Below are 15,309 nucleotides of genomic sequence, written 5' to 3'. Positions count from 1 at the left end.
ATTGAGGGGTGCCAAGCCTTACTGGCTGTAGGAATTTTTCCTACATGCCCGTCAGGCGACGAAATCTGGACGCAAGCCCTTAAGCGCAGGGAGAAACCACGCGCTCCAGCGGTTCTCCGAGGAGGGCCGCAGCGATCGCCGCTACCGCACCCTGTCGGGAAAGCGCGACACCCGTGTCAGCAAGGCGAAATCTCGTCGCTCAGGCCGCGGGCAGGAGCCGCCCGGCCGCACGCACGAAATCGAGCAGGGCATGGGGCGGCAAGGGCTTGCTGAAGTAGAAGCCCTGCAGCCGGTCGCAGCCTTCGGCGCGCAGAAACTGAACCTGCTCCTCGGTCTCCACGCCTTCGGCGATCGACTCCAGGTCCAGATTCTTCGCGAGCGAGATGACGGTACGCACGATCGCGGCGTTGTGACCGTCGCGGGTGCAGTCGCGCATGAAGGACTTGTCGATCTTCAACGTGTCGATCGGAAAGCGTCTCAGGTAGGCGAGCGAGGAATATCCGGTGCCGAAGTCGTCCACCGAGATGCACACGCCCATCGCCTTCAGGGCAAGCAACGTGGCGATGGTCGCATCGGCATCCTGCATCAGCACCGTCTCGGTGATCTCGAGGTCCAGGCACCAGGGCGGAAGGCCGGTCTGGGCCAGCGCTTCGGCCACGATCTGCACCAGGTCGCACTGGCGAAACTGCACCGCCGAGACGTTCACGGAGACCTTCAACCCGCTCAAGCCCGTGTCGTGCCAGCGCCGCGTCTGCGCGCAGGCCTCGAACAGCACCCAGTGGCCGATCTCGCCGATCAGCCCGGTCTCGTCGGCCAGCGGAATGAACTTGTCGGGCGCGATCATGCCGCGCAGCGGATGGTCCCAGCGCACCAGCGCTTCCACCGCGGTGATGCCGCCCGACGCCAGATCGATGCTCGGCTGGTAGTGCAGGACGAGCTCGCGGCGCTTCACCGCATGGCGCAGCGCGGTCTCCAGCTCCAGGCGCTCGGCCGAAGCGTTGTTCGGATCGTGCACGTAGAACTGGAAATTGTTGCGGCCGTTGCGCTTGGCCAGGAACATGGCGTTCTCGGCATTGACGAGCAGGCTCGCGATGTCCTCGCCATCGCGCGGAAAGCGGCATACGCCGATCGAAAGCGTGAGAAAGAACTCGCGCCCGTCAAGCTTGAACGGCTGCGTGAAAACCTCGATGACGTGCTCGACCAGAGCCTGCGCCTCGGCCTCGCTGCCGGCCGAGCAGTCGAGCAGCGCGAAATCGTCGCGGCCCATCCGCGTCACGATGCCTCGCTGCGACACCGCACTTTGCAGCCGCCCGGCGACGTGTCGCACCAGCAGGTCGCCCACGTCGTAGCCGAACGTGTTGTTGATGCGCATGAAGCGGTCGACGTCCAGGAACAGCAGCGTCGCGCCGCTGCCTGCGGCGCACTCGGCAATGAGCCGCCCCGCCTGCTCGGAGAAGAATTGCCGGTTCGGCAGCCCCGTGAGCTGGTCGTAGTGGGTAACCCGGTGCAGCCGGTTCTCGGCCCTGACCCGTGCGCGCGCCTGCGCGACGGTCTTCATTTCGCGCTGGATGACGGGCAACAGGCGGCGCAAATTGCCTTTCTCGACGAAATCGTGCACGCCCTTGGCCATGGCCGTCAGCGCCGCGGTCTCGTTGATGGTGCCGGAATAGATGATGAAGGGGATGTCCTTGCCGCAGCGGCGCACCAGCTCGAACGCCTCGTCGGAGCTGAAACGCGGCATGGCGTGATCCGAGATCACGAGATCCCAGTCTTCCTCGCTCAACGCGGCGCGCAGCGCTTCCGGCGTATCGACGCGCTTGCAGCAGACTTCGCCTGCCGCCTGCTTCAGCTCGAGCGTGAGCAGCAGCGCCTCGTCCTCGGAGTCCTCAACGAGCAATACGCGCATGCCGTTCATGGTTCTTGCCTGGACGGGCTCAGCTTGCATGAAACGCTATCCCGAGCCGATCACGCACTGGCGGCGACATGGATCGGCGCCGTGCTGCGCGGACGGTAGACGCAGATGCGGTTGCGTCCGGCCTGCTTGGCGGCGTACACAGCCTGGTCGGATGCCTTGATCATCGCATCCGGGGTCGACATCCCCGCATCCATCGCCGCCACGCCGATGCTGATCGTGAGCGTGAGCGTCGCGGAGCCGAGCGGGATGCGCATCGCGCCCACGGCCTGGCGCAGGCGCTCGGCGCACTGGCCGGCGGCCGAGGCATCGCTATCGGGACACACCACCAGGAATTCTTCGCCGCCGATGCGGCAGATCACATCCTGCGTGCGGGCGCTGTGCTTGAGCGTGTCGGCCACGCGTTGCAGCACCAGGTCGCCGACATCGTGGCCGTGGGTATCGTTGATGCGCTTGAAATGATCGACGTCGATCAGCATGCAGGCGAGCGGACGGGCACCGCGTTCGGCGGCCGCCCATTCCTGCTGGATGCGATCCATCGCGTAGCGCCGGTTCGGTATGCCGGTGAGCGGATCGAGCAGCGCCGCATCCTGCAGGCGGCGGTTGGTCATGGCGAGCTCGGCGGCGAAGCGGCGGATTTCCTCGCGGTCGGACTCGACCTCGGATTGCAAGCTGACCACCCGTTCCCCGGCGCGCAGGCGCGCCAGCAGCATCTTCGGATTGATCGGCTTCAGCACGTAGTCGTCGACACCGGCCTCGAACGCTTCCACCAGGCGCGCGTCGTCTTCGACGCCGGTCAGCAGGACCAGGTAGACGCCGCGTCCCATCTTGGCCTTGCGCAGCGCGCGGCAGAACGCCAACCCGTCCATCTCCGGCATGAGCCAATCGGCGACGATCAACTGTGGACGGCACTCCATGGCCGTGTGCAACGCCTCGCGCCCATTGGCGGCGGTGAACACGGTGTAACCGGCGTGGGTCAGCAACTTCTCCAGCAGCATCAGCACCGACTTGTCGTCATCCACCACCAGCAGGCGCAGTTTCCGCCGGCCTCGCGTCTCGGTCTCGACGGGCGCGCCGGGCGCGCTGGCCGGATCAGGCTGCGGCGCCAGATCGGCGAGCGAGCGCACCGGCGGCGACGGCACTTCCAGCAGCTTGCTCCAATCCGCCCAATGGCAGATCGCCTCGTCGGCGATGGCGGCGACCTTGTCGGCGTCGAGTGCGATGCGCGTTCCGAGCAGGTACAGATTCGGCAGCAGCGTCGCGCGCGCGGCCTCGGGGGCGAGGCACAGATCGGCGAGGTAGGTTGCGAGATGGAGCGCGTGCGCGAGCACGAAACCGCGCGAGCCTTCGGCGAACTTTCCGCTCGCAGGATCCTCGTGGTAGAGCACCGGATCGACCAGCACCCTGGGCAATCCCCAGTCGCTCAGCAGCGACGCGGTCAGCTCGTTGTGATCGGTGGCGAAGGCCTGCTTCTCGCTGAAGGCGAGGTCGACCATCCCGCGCGAGCCGTGCGCATCCAGCAATTCGCCGTACTCCTCGGGATAAACCGTCGCCAGCGCAAGACAGCCGATGCGGCTCAGCAGCCCGAGCAGAAAACATTCCTCCGGCACGCCCACCCGCACCCGCGTGATGATGCCTTGCATGGCCAGCGCCGTCACCAGCGAACGCGACCAGAACGCGTCGTAGTCGAATCCGTTGCACTTGCCGCTGCGGTGGTCCGAGACGAGCGAAAAGCCGAGCGAAAGCTGGCGCACGGTCGAAAGGCCGAGCACCACGATGGCTTCGGGAATCGCGGCCACCGGCCGGCGGCCACCGAACTGCACGGTGTTGGCCGCTCTTACGATGCGGCCCGAAAGCGCCGGATCGGTCTTGATGGTGCGCGCCATCTGCGCATTGGTGGTGGCTTCGTCCTGGGCAAGGCGCATGACGGTGAGCGCAACGCCCTTGGGCGAGGGCAACAGGCCGCTCGCCTTGAGTTCCTCGAATCGCGACCTCTCGCTTATGCTCATTGAATCCTGCCTGACAGCGCGGCGCTTCAGGACGAAAGCCGGCGCACCCCGGAGAATCGGCTCGCAGCCGCCGAACTTGAGCCGCCCCTCGCGCCCAGGCCCCTCTGGGGCGCGGCGGTACTCGTCGCGCCCAGGCGCTCTTGGGCGCGGCGGCACTCCTCGGGTGCAAGCGCGCTTGCGCGCGGCATACGCCCGGTTCGGTCAGCCGCAGATAACGGCCATGCGCGCAGGAACCTTGAGGCCAGGCGAGCCTGAGCGAGCAATCCGCGCGCGTCCAGCGAGCTCACGCCGCGATGCAGCAGCGATACCCACAATTTTTGTGGATAACCCTGTGTACAAGCTTGGGATACGCGGCAGGCGCAGTCGTATCGCGCGCCGGAGCTGGGCGCTGCTCATTTCGTAGGCGGTGCGCGCGCAAGCTCACGAGTCGAGCCGGCCTGCCGCCGCTTCCTTACGCGAATGCTTGCCGCTCGACAAACCACGAGCAGCTGACAGCGTGCCCGCTGCAGTACGTGCGCGCTCGATGGTTCGAGCCACAGTCGTCTATGTCCCGAATCAGAACTTCGCCGCGAACGCCAAGAACATTGTTGCAACGACTTCCGACTCGGAACACTAGCGGCGGGCGGATGCGCGCAAGCTCAGATATCCGCCGGCGGCGAGAAAGCCCGCGTTGGAATAGAACACCGCCGCGAAGCCAACCGTGGAACCGACCGCACCGAACAGCAACGGCACGGCGACGTGCATGATCTGGTTGACTGTGATGCGCATGCCGGTCGCCTCCCCCGCCCGTCCCTTGGGCGTGGTGTTGAAGACGAGGGTCATCGATAGCGGTTGGCCGCAGCCGCAGCCGATGCCGAGCAGGAACGACACGCCGGCGAGCGCCCACGCGCTATGGAAGAACGGAAACAGCGCGAAGGCGCCGCAGGCGACGAACATCGCCCAGGTCAGCAGCTGCGCTTCGCCGGCCCGGCGCGTCGCGACCGGAAGCACCAGGCGCACCAGGATGATGGAGATGCCGAACGCGCTCATGACCACGCCGATTGCGGTTGCCGACAGACCCTGCGCGCGGCCGTAGATCGGCATGAAGAATTGATAGACGTCCCAGCCCGCCGACACGATGCCGCTCGCGATCAGCGTATCGCGCAGCGGCTTGATCTTGAGCAGATCGAGGAAGCCGGCGCGCGCTGCTTCGGCTTTCGCGCTCACCGGCGGTATCCAGCGCTTTCCGGCGAGCGCGATCGCGATCGCCGGCAGCAGCGGCAGCGCAATGGCACCGAAGGTATTGGCATAACCGATCTGGTCGATGAGAAAACCGGTCAGAAGCGGCCCGCTGAAGTTCGCCAGGGCGAATCCAATGCTGAGGAGACTGAAGTTGCGTGCGCGCTCGGACGGTTGCGCGATCGCACCGGCAAGCGTCTGGGTCGCGAGCTGCAAGGCCATGAACGCGATGCCGATGATTGTCGCGGTCACGTACAGCGTCCCCAGCGTCGGCCACAGGAAGGGCAGCAGCAGCGCGATCGCGACACCGGAGGTGCCGATCACCAGCGGCATCTTGAACCCCAGCCGGTCGGCGATGCGCCCGGCCGGTATGGCGAGAAACGCCGGAAACGCGGCGTACAGCGCCATGACCGTTCCGACCACGAACGGCGAGGCGCCTTGCTCGACTGCGAACAGCGGCACTGCCAGCCGGCTGCCCGCGAAACCCACATGCACCAGGAATGCGAGCGCGACCAGGAGATAAATCGTCATGCGCTCGATCAAAGCATGGACAGAAGCGCGCACGCCGCGGCCGGAGCACGCTCCTTGGCGCCGCTGATGAAATAGACGAACACGTCGCGCGCTCCCGCTCGCGCGCCGCCGGCAGGCGTATCGATGCGAGGCAGGTCGTCAGGCTCCGAGCCGCTTTCCCAGGTCTTCGCCCGCTGCGCCCACGCTTCGAGCGCCGCTTCGGAATAGCCCGTGGGTTCGGACGCCGCCGAGCGCATCAGCCGCGCATAGACGAAATCCGCCGTCACATCGGCGAACGCGGGGAACTCGTCGGTGTCGCTGAATACGACCTCCGCCTGGTGACGCCGCGCGAGGGCGACGAATTCGGTGGTCGCGAAGCTCCTGTGGCGCACATCGAGCACGTGGCGCAAGCGCCGGGCGCCGAGCTGCGGCGGCAGCAAAGCGAGGAAGCGCTCGAAATCCTCCGGCTCGAAGCGCTTGAAGGCCGAGAACTGCCACAGGATGGGACCGAGTTTCGGGCCCAGCTCGGCCAGCCCGCTCGTAAAGAAACGTTCGACGGAGTCGCCGGCCTCGGCCAGAAGCGCGCGGTTGGTGGCGTAGCGCGGCGCTTTTACCGAGAAGACGAAGTCATCGGGCGTCTCGTCGCGCCACTTGGCAAAGCTCGCAGCGCTCTGGGTGCGATAGAACGTGCCGTTGATCTCGATGCTGGTGAGCTTGCGGCTCGCGTACTCGAGCTCGCGTTTGTGCGTAAGTCCCTCGGGATAGAAATTGCTGCGCCAAGGTGCGTACGTCCAGCCGCCCACGCCGACCCGGATCATGCCGAGCTGCGTTCTCGCCCGGTCCTGCGCGCTTGCGGACTGGCGCGCGATCTAGCGGGCCGCGCTCTGTTCGCAGCGCTGCACGAAAGCCGGCCCGGGGCCGGCCGCCTCGGCGCATTTGAGCAACGGCACCAGGCTGCGGCCGTTGTGTTTCGCCGCCAGCTCGGCCGCCGTGTAGCCGCTGTTGATCAGGCGCGCGCGCGCATCGGCGCCGGCCCGCAGCAACAACACCGCCGAGCTCGTGTGTCCTTGTATGGCGGCCATCATGAGCGGCGTATTGACGTGCACCTGGCCGGGATTGAAGCCGGTGTTCACGCGCGCGCCGTGCTTGATGAGATATTGGATCAGCTGGTCCCGCCCCTGGAAGGCGGCGTATGCGAGCGCGGTGTAGGCGTACGGATGACTGTTGACCGCGGCACCCGCCTCGACCAGCATGTGCGCAACCTGTTCCTGCCGGCCGCCCAATTCGCCGCCCTCGGTCGGAAAATAAGTCGCGAGCATCAAGGCGGTTTCATAGGCCGGTGTCATGGCATTGAGGTCCGCTCCGGCCGCGATCAGATAGCGCACCACTTCCACCGAACCGGCGCGTGCCGCGATGGTGACGAGCGGCGTGCCTTCCATGTACACCGGCGCCGGAATGTTCGAATTGACATCGACCCAGCGTGCCTCGACCGCGGCCCGTACGTAATCTGCGCGATCCGCCACGATCGCATTGTGCAGCCCGTCGGCATCGAGCCGGGTGCCCGGTCCGGGCAGGTTGGCGCAGCCGCTGGCCGCAAGCAGCACGAAAAGAACAAGCCCCGCTCGTTTCAGTTCAGTCAGCCATGTGGTCATACCGGTTCTCCCGAGGTGTTTTGCTGCACGCGCATTGCGTACCGACTGTACGCCGGCGGTGCGTATTTCGGTCGAGGAAGATAAGCCCCGGAATAGTACCAAATGCGCGAATCGCGGTCGTGGGCTACTCTCTTCCAACGTGGTCGGAGCCTGAGCGAGGGCCGTGTCTCCAACGGGCTACGAGACTGAAGAAGGTTTGGCTCGATCATCCCGAGCAGGGTGATCGCCCTGAACGAAACGAGCGTGGCCCCGATTCAGCTCGCCGGCTCGAACCCGCGGGCGCGGAAGACTTCGCACGCGGGCGGCGAGGCGAGAAATTCGATCAGGCGCGAAGCCGCCGCCCCGGCTTGCGACCGGGCGAAGACGCCCGCCGCCGTGGTATTGATCTTCTGCACTTCGTCCGGAAGCGGCCCCACCACGTCGATCCCGGGCACGGCCAGCAACTCGGGCAGCTGTTGGATCGCGATCTCCGCTTGACCGGCGACGACCAGCTCACCGACCAGACCGCCGGGCTGCGTGCGCGCCTTGGCCCGCACGCTCTCCCCCTTCTTCTTCGATGTTAGCCGAGATCGGTTCCGCTGGTCGCGCTACCGGCGCGCGGCAGCGCGCGCTCGTGTTGGGCAGCAAGCACCTTGTCGACGCGCTTTCCGTCCATGTCCACGACCTCCAGGCGCCACGACTCCCATTCGACGATATCGCCGGTTCGCGGCACCCGGCCCAGGAGCAGCATGACCATGCCGCTCAGCGTGTTGTAGCGGCCGCGCTCTTCTTCCGGCACGCGCTCCAGGTCCAGCCGGTCCTTGAGCTCCGGCACCGGCATGAGACCATCGATCAGCCAGGAGCCATCCGCGCGTGGCACCGCCCACGCTTCCTCGACGTCGTGGTCGTGGAATTCTCCGGTGATCGCCTCGATCACGTTGCGCAACGTCACGATGCCCTGCACCTCGCCGTACTCGTCGATGACGATGACGAGCTGGGCGGACGAGGAACGGAAATTCTGCAGCAGCTCCATGCCGGTGAGCGATTCCGGCACGAACACCGCAGGCGCCAGGTTGCGCGCCAGATCCGGCGTCTGGCGGCGCAAGAACTGCGTGAGCAGCTCCTTCGCGCTGATCACCCCGACGATATCGCGCAAGCCGCCGCGACATACGGGAAAGCGGGTGTGCACGGCCTCCGCCATGCGCTTGAAGTTCTCTTCCAGCGCAAGCTCGAGATCCAGGTACACGATCTCCTTGCGCGGGACCATCATCGATGCAATCTGGCGGTCGTCGAGGCGGAAGACGTTGCGCACCATCTGGTGCTCTTCGGTTTCGATTACGCCGCTGTCCGAGCCCTCTTCGAGCAGGGCGTGGATCTCCTCCTCGGTCACGCTGGACGGCTGCTTGCCGTAAACGCCGATCACCTTCAACAACAGGTCCGTCGACCATGCCAGCAGCCACACGAACGGCTTGGCGGCAAGCGCGATCCCTGCCATCGGGCGCGCCACCATGCGCGCGATGTCTTCGGCGCGGATCTGCCCCAGGCGCTTGGGCACCAGCTCGCCGATCACGATCGTCAGGTAAGTGACGAGGATGACCACCAGCGCAGTGGCGACAAGGGCGCTGGTAGCGGGATCCAGACCAAGGCCCTGCAGCCATAGCGCGAACGGCGGCGAGAACGCCGCATCGCCCACGATGCCGTTCAGGATGCCGATCGAGGTGATGCCGATCTGCACGGTCGACATGAACTCGGTCGGCTCGGCGCCCAGCCGGATGGCGGCAGCCGCGCCGAGGTCGCCGCGCACTTCCAGCGACTGCAAGCGGCCGCGTCGCGCCGTCACGATGGCGATCTCGGACATCGCGAAGACGCCGTTCAACACGATGAGGCCCAACAGGATTGCAATGTCCATGACTGTGCGTCTCCGCCAATGCGCTTGCAGCTGTCCGCCGTAAGGATAGCGTCCAGTCATCGTTCCATTCCACCCCGGTATACTGCCGCTGCGTGCCGCAACGCGGCGCGCAGGCAACCGACCAACGACGGAATCGCCGCCCATGACCGCACCGAATCGTCTCAGCGCCACCGAAGCGCTCGCGCGCATGCGAGCCGGCACACTGAGCGCCGAGGCGCTCATGGCTGCGTGCCTGGATCGCATCCGCGCGCGCGAGCCTGAAGTACGAGCCTGGGTTCATCTCGAAGCGGCGGCCACGGCGCTCGAACGCGCGCGCGCCTTCGACCCGGCGTCGATGCGCGGCGCGCTTGCCGCAATCCCGCTCGGCGTGAAAGACGTGATCGACAGCGGCGACATGCCCACGCAATACAACTCGCCCTTCTATGCCGCTTTCCGGCCACGGGTGGACGCCGCTTGCGTGGCCATGGCGCGGCGCGAGGGTGCGATCGTCGTCGGCAAGACCGTCACGACCGAGTTCGCATCCCGCGTCCCGGGTCCTACGTGCAATCCGCACAATCCCGAACACACGCCGGGCGGCTCTTCCAGCGGTTCGGCGGCCGCCGTGGCCGACTGCATGGTCCCGATCGCATTCGGCACCCAGACGGGCGGCTCGGTCATCCGGCCCGCCGCGTACTGCGGCGTGGTCGGCTACAAGCCGACGTTCGGCTCGATCAACTGCGCCGGCATGAAGCACTTGTCCGAGTCGCTCGATACCATCGGCGTGCTGGCGCGATCGGTGGAGGATTGCGCGCTCACCGTGCACGCGACTTCGGGTCGCCTCCTGCCCGACTTCGCGGCGGCGGACCATGCACCGCGCATCGGCCTATGCCGCACGTCGCGCTGGGACAAGGCGTCGCATGCGACCCATGCGATCCTCGAGCGGGCGGCGCAGACGCTTTCGCAGCGCGGCGCCGCCGTGCGCGAGGTTGCGCTGGCCTCCGACTTCGATCGGCTCTACGAGGAGCAGCAGACCATGTCGAATTTCGAGATGGCGCGCGGTCTGGCCGCCGAGTGGCGTGCTCACCCGGCGCTCCTGAGCGAACACATGCGCCGCCAGATCGAGCTGCATATCGACATGCCGCGCAGCCGCTATACCGAAGCCGCACAGCACGCAGTGCAATGCCGCAGCCAGTTTGCCCGGCTGCTCGCGGAAAGCGCGGTGGATGTGCTGCTCACGCCCAGCGCGCCCGACGAGGCGCCGAAGGGTCTGGCCAGCACGGGCGATTCGCTCTTCAATCGCAACTGGACGCTGCTTGGTGCTCCGTGCGTCACGCTGCCCGCCGGCACAGGGCCGAACGGGCTGCCGATCGGCGTGCAGCTGGTCGGCGGGCGCGATGACGATGAGCGGGTGCTGTTGTCGGCGTACTGGGCACAGCGCGCACTGAGCTGACCTGAATTCCCGCGTGCGCGGGAATGACAGTCCAATCAGGTTTCGCGAACGATCTCTCGCATCGGCCGCACGCGACAGCCCGCACGTTCCAGCGCTGAGCGCACGGCCCGCACGATCGCCGGCGCGCCGGGCGTGTCGCCATGACAGCAGATCGTGTGCACGCGCAGATCGATGTCGGCGCCGTCGATCGCGCGCACCTTGCCCTCGGTCGCCATGCGTGCGGCCTGCGCGGCCGCACGCTGCGGATCGTCGATAAGCGAGCCCGGCAGCTTGCGCGACACCAGCGTGCCGTCGGCATTGTAGGCGCGGTCGGCGAAACCCTCGGCCGCGACCCGCAGCCCCTTTGCCCGGCAACTCTGCTCGGCCTTGCTCCCGGCAAGGGTCACCATGACGAGCGATCCGTCCCCCGATTCGAGCACGGCTTGCGCGGCAGCTGCGGCGAGCGCCTCGTCCTTCTCCATCATGTCGTAGAGGATGCCGTGGGTCTTCACGTGCTGCAGTTGCGCTCCCGCGGCCCGAGCGAACTCGCGCAACGCCCCGGTCTGGTAGCAGATGTAGTCCTTCAGCTCCTGCGCCGTGACCGCCATCGCCCGCCGGCCGAAGCCCATCAGGTCGGGCAGAGAAGGGTGCGAGCCGATCGCAACGGCGTGCTCGGTCGCGAGCGCCACGGTCGCACGCATGACATGCGGATCGCCGCCGTGAAAACCGCAGGCGATACTTGCCGAGGAGATGAAGGGCATGATTTCGGCATCCGCGCCGAGCGTCCAGCGGCCGTAGCTTTCGCCCATGTCGCAGTTGAGATCGATGTCCATGCCGTTGATCCCCCATGCGGCCCAGGCCGCGCATCGTGTCGTGGCTGCGGATTTCGGTTGCTGCGTAACCCAGGCGGCCGCGCTCAAACCGCCAGCTCGGAGAGCATCGTACGCCATTCGCGCAGTAGCGCGTGCGCCTGGGCGATTTCGACGGCTTCGAAGCGAAGCGTCTGACCCGGCCGCAGCTGGGCGATGCGGCCGATGTCGAACGAGCACACGGTCGCAGCCTTGGTATAGCCGCCGGTCGACTGCCGGTCGACCAGGAGCACGATCGGCTGGCCGTCGCCCGGCACCTGCACCGAACCGAGCGCGATGCCATCGGAAACGATGTCGTGGCCGCGCACGTGCTCGATGCGGCTGCCTTGGAAGCGCGCGCCCATGCGATCCGACTGCGGCTGCAAGGTGTAGCTGCTGCGCAGGAACGTTTCGATGCCCGCGGGCGTGAAGCGATCGGCCTGCGGGCCGAGCATTACGCGCACGCACGTCTCGGCCGCGTAGACCGGACACGCATCGCGCGGCACGGTGCGCACGCGCGGACGAGCGGCGGGCAGGGTCGCCAGCCGATCGCCCTTGCGCAATGCACGTCCTTCCAGCCCGCCCAGCCGCCCGCGCAAATAGGTCGAGCGCGAGCCCAGGCGCAATGGAACGTCGAGCCCGCCGCAGAACGCGACATAGCCGCGAAGCCCGCTACGCGCGGCTCCGACCTTCACCATGTCGCCCGCAGCCAGCAGCAGCGTCGACCAGTTCGCGACCGACTCGCCGTTCACGGCCACCGGCATGTCCGCGCCCGTCACGGCGATCGCGCATGGCGCGTCGACCCGAAAACGCGGCCCGGTGAGGGTGCATTCGAGCGCAGCCGCAGCGTCGGCATTGCCCGCCAGCCGGTTGGCCAGCACGAAAGCGAACGCGTCCATCGGCCCGGACGGCGGAATGCCGTAGCGCAACTGACCGTGACGGCCGAGGTCCTGCACCGTGGTCTGCGGGCCGGGCTCCTGGATCTCGATCATGCGCTGCGCGGCCGATAGCTGCCACACGCGACCTCGGCCGCGATGGCGTCGTATTCGTCGCGCCCGATGCTGCGAAAGCGCAGCCGGTCGCCGGGCTCGAGCAGAATCGGCGCTCTAGCGTCGGGGTCGTACAGCCGCAGCGGCGTATGACCCAGGATCCAGAAGCCGCCCGGGCTCTGCACCGAATAGATGCAACCCTGCGTGCCGCCGATGCCCACGGCGCCGGCGGGTGTCTTCGTGCGCGGGCTTTCCAGGCGCGGGATCGCAAGCTGCGGCGCAAGCCCGGTGAGATACGGCTGGCCGGGCGCGAAGCCGATGAAATAGACCAGATACTCGGCCGCGCTGTGCAGCTCGATCACGCTCTCGACGCTCACGGCCAGCCGCGCCGCCACGGCCTGCAGATCGAAGCCGAGCTCCGGATCGTTGTAACAGCACGGGATCTCGATCGAGCGCGTGTCCGGAGCGGGCGTGTGCGCCGTCTGTCCGACGCGCGCCTCGATCGCCGCGCACAGTGCGTCGTAACCGATCGCATCCGGATCGTAGTAGACCAGCAGTGAGCGGAAGCTCGGCACCGTTTCGGTTACGCCCGCAAGCCGGCCCTCGCCGAGCAGCCATTCCAGCACGCGCAGGCGGCGATTGAGCTCAGGCCCGATCTCGGCGTCGAGCTCGATCACGACGGCGCAATCGCCTGCGGGAAGACACCGCACGCTCACAGCGCGGCCAAGGCCGTGTTCGGCAGATCGGTGACGAACATGTGCCCCGGGCTGTGCGTGATCATGAGCGGGGGCTTCGATGCGAGCGCCACCGCCTGCGGCGTGACGCCGCAGGCCCAGAACACCGGCACGTCGGCGGGCTCGAAGTGCTGCACATCGCCGTAGTCGGGTCGCATCACGTCGGCAATGCCGATCGCCGCTGGATCGCCGATGTGCACCGGTGCGCCGTGAGCGCCCGGAAAGCGTGCGCTCGCGGTGACGGTCCTGGCTACGTCGGGGCCACGGATCGGGCGCATCGAAACGACCATGGGCCCATGAAACATCCCCGCGCCACGGCATGCGATCGAGGTGCGAAACATCGCCACGCCCTTGCCGTGCTCGACGTGCCACAGGCGCACGCCGGCATCGAGCAGCGCCCACTCGAACGTGAACGAGCAGCCGAGCAGAAACGCCACCAGGTCGTTGCGCCAATAAGGGCGGATGTCGTCCACTTCGGCGGCGAGCTCGCCATGCGCGTAGACGCGGTACTTGCCGATGTCGGTGCGCAGGTCCGCGCCGGGCGCCACGCCCACGGGCTCGGCCGAGCCTTCATCGCACACCTCGATCAGCGGACACGGCTTGGGATTGCGCTGGCAGAAGAGCAGGAAATCGTACGCCTGCGCCCTGGGCAGCACGGCGAGATTCGCCTGCACGAAGTTCTGCCCCAGCCCGGCCGTGACGCCGCGCAGCCGGCCCTCGCGGATGTCCTGCCGGATCGCGCCGGGGTGACGCGCGTCGATCGTCATGGTCGCATTCTAGCAACGCGCCATGTCGAGAGCGCGGGGCGACCGAACACGCGACACCACGAAGCCGTGCCCGGCATTGCACGAAGCCGTGCTGGCCGAGCAGGCAAGCTGCAAGACGGGCGAGTTCTGGCCGCTGCACGATACGCTGATGCAGCGCGGTGCAGCGCTCACGTCCGGCGAGCTCGATGCGCTGGCCGCGGCGAACGCGCTAGCAAGCGACGCGCTCGACACGGCAGCGCAGGAAGCGGCTGCGCGCGTGCGCGCCGATAGCGACAGCGCGCAGCGCAGCGGCGCATTGGTGTCGCCGACCTTCTTCGTCAACGGCCGCCGCTACGAAGGCGCCTGGGACGAAAGCTCCCTGGCCGAAGCCATGCTCGGCTCGCTCGGCCACCGCCTGCACGCGGCGAGCCTGGATTTCGTGCGCTGGGCTCCGTCCACCGGATTGCTGCTGATCGCAATGACGGCGGTTGCGATCGTGCTGGCCAATTCGCGCTTCGGCCCCGGCTTCGAAGCCTGGTGGCAGCAGCCGCTCGCGCTCTCGCTGGGCAATCACGAATTCGCGCTGCCGCCCTCTTCTATGGCGAGCACCTGCATCCGATCTACCTCGCGGCTGCGGCGGGCACTACGCTGTGCCTCGTCATGCTCAACCGCACCGGCCTATACCGTGCGCCGCCCTACGCGATCCTGGGCGTCGTGCTGTGGGTGTGCCTGCACCACGCCGGCCTGCACGCGACGCTGGCCGGCGTAATACTCGCGCTGGTGACGCCCACCCGCCCGCCCGCCAATCTCGCCGCGCTGAATGCGCAGGCCGAAATGGTCATCCAGGCCGAGATGCGACGCATGGGCGACGGGGTGATGCACCACGGTCCGTCCGAACCCGCGCTGCAGGCGCTCGACGTGGTCCACGACCGGATCGAATCGCCGGCGAGCAAGCTGCTGCGCACGCTCGAGCCGTGGTCGAGCTATGGGGTGCTGCCGGTGTTCGCGCTCGCCAATGCGGGCGTGACGTGGACGGGCGGCGTGATCGAGCAGCACGGAGCCCTGATGGCGGCGATCGTGCTCGGCCTGGTCGTCGGCAAGCCGCTCGGCATCGTGGCTGCCTCGGCGCTCGCGGTCGCTTTGCGCATCGCGGCCAAGCCCGCGGCCTATACCTGGCGCCAGCTTGCCGGCGCCGGAGCGCTCGCCGGCATCGGTTTCACCATGTCGCTGTTCATCGCCGCTCAGGCGTACCCCGGAGAAGCGGAATTCGCCGCGGCCAAGATCGCCATTTTCGCGGCCTCGCTTCTTGCCGGCTCGATCGGCGTGGCGTTGCTGTTCCCACGCGTGCGTGCGCGCGAAGAAGGCAAGGCATGAGTCGCGCAGGGCCGAACCGCG

At 67.4% G+C, this 15,309-nt stretch carries 12 protein-coding genes and 1 pseudogene; 2 read left to right on the top strand and 11 right to left on the bottom strand.

Annotated features, from left to right (window positions below; translation table 11 throughout):
* Positions 1-199: 199 nt before the first annotated feature.
* The 7 genes from GEV05_03760 to GEV05_03730 all read right to left on the bottom strand — a co-directional run bounded on the left by GEV05_03760 (position 200) and on the right by GEV05_03730 (position 9,189).
* On the bottom strand, positions 200-1,915 hold the full coding sequence (locus GEV05_03760; protein ID MPZ42515.1) for an EAL domain-containing protein: 1,716 nt from the start codon (positions 1,913-1,915) through the stop codon (positions 200-202).
* Between the two features lie 50 nt (positions 1,916-1,965).
* Positions 1,966-3,921, bottom strand: a complete 1,956-nt coding sequence (locus GEV05_03755; GenBank protein ID MPZ42514.1) for a diguanylate cyclase — start codon at positions 3,919-3,921, stop codon at positions 1,966-1,968.
* Between the two features lie 612 nt (positions 3,922-4,533).
* Positions 4,534-5,670, bottom strand: a complete 1,137-nt coding sequence (locus tag GEV05_03750; protein ID MPZ42513.1) for an MFS transporter — start codon at positions 5,668-5,670, stop codon at positions 4,534-4,536.
* Between the two features lie 8 nt (positions 5,671-5,678).
* A complete protein-coding gene (locus GEV05_03745) occupies positions 5,679-6,467 on the bottom strand; it encodes a DUF72 domain-containing protein (protein MPZ42512.1) in 789 nt (262 codons plus the stop codon).
* A 51-nt stretch (positions 6,468-6,518) separates the two neighbouring features.
* On the bottom strand, positions 6,519-7,301 hold the full coding sequence (locus GEV05_03740; GenBank protein MPZ42511.1) for a hypothetical protein: 783 nt from the start codon (positions 7,299-7,301) through the stop codon (positions 6,519-6,521).
* Between the two features lie 254 nt (positions 7,302-7,555).
* Positions 7,556-7,837: a hypothetical protein gene (locus tag GEV05_03735; GenBank protein MPZ42510.1), complete on the bottom strand. Its 282-nt coding sequence runs from the start codon at positions 7,835-7,837 to the stop codon at positions 7,556-7,558.
* Positions 7,838-7,860: 23 nt separating this feature from the next.
* On the bottom strand, positions 7,861-9,189 hold the full coding sequence (locus GEV05_03730; protein ID MPZ42509.1) for a DUF21 domain-containing protein: 1,329 nt from the start codon (positions 9,187-9,189) through the stop codon (positions 7,861-7,863).
* A gap of 142 nt (positions 9,190-9,331) precedes the next feature.
* Here GEV05_03730 and GEV05_03725 point away from each other — a divergent pair, with 142 nt between their 5' ends.
* Entirely contained in the window at positions 9,332-10,618 is a 1,287-nt protein-coding gene (locus GEV05_03725) for an amidase (protein ID MPZ42508.1), read from the top strand.
* 35 nt (positions 10,619-10,653) lie between these two features.
* Here GEV05_03725 and pxpA read toward each other — a convergent pair whose 3' ends face one another.
* The 4 genes from pxpA to GEV05_03705 form a co-directional block, all read right to left on the bottom strand.
* Positions 10,654-11,430 (bottom strand): 5-oxoprolinase subunit PxpA, encoded by a 777-nt coding sequence (gene pxpA, locus GEV05_03720; protein ID MPZ42507.1) that lies wholly within the window; start codon positions 11,428-11,430, stop codon positions 10,654-10,656.
* 83 nt (positions 11,431-11,513) lie between these two features.
* Positions 11,514-12,464 carry a 5-oxoprolinase/urea amidolyase family protein gene (locus GEV05_03715; protein MPZ42506.1) on the bottom strand — a complete coding sequence of 317 codons (951 nt, stop codon included), beginning with the start codon at positions 12,462-12,464 and terminating at the stop codon, positions 11,514-11,516.
* Positions 12,434-13,489 carry a 5-oxoprolinase subunit PxpB gene (gene pxpB, locus GEV05_03710; GenBank protein ID MPZ42505.1) on the bottom strand — a complete coding sequence of 352 codons (1,056 nt, stop codon included), beginning with the start codon at positions 13,487-13,489 and terminating at the stop codon, positions 12,434-12,436. Before pxpB ends, GEV05_03715 begins: the two co-directional genes overlap by 31 nt.
* Positions 13,147-13,935: a putative hydro-lyase gene (locus GEV05_03705; GenBank protein ID MPZ42504.1), complete on the bottom strand. Its 789-nt coding sequence runs from the start codon at positions 13,933-13,935 to the stop codon at positions 13,147-13,149. The genes pxpB and GEV05_03705 overlap by 343 nt, the downstream gene beginning before the upstream one ends.
* A gap of 22 nt (positions 13,936-13,957) precedes the next feature.
* Between GEV05_03705 and GEV05_03700 the strand changes: the two are divergent.
* Positions 13,958-15,288: pseudogene (locus GEV05_03700) on the top strand (thioredoxin domain-containing protein).
* Positions 15,289-15,309: the final 21 nt, after the last annotated feature.

This window comes from Betaproteobacteria bacterium (assembly GCA_009377585.1).
Lineage (GTDB): Bacteria > Pseudomonadota > Gammaproteobacteria > Burkholderiales > WYBJ01 > WYBJ01.
This window is presented reverse-complemented; position numbering and strand designations above follow the sequence as displayed.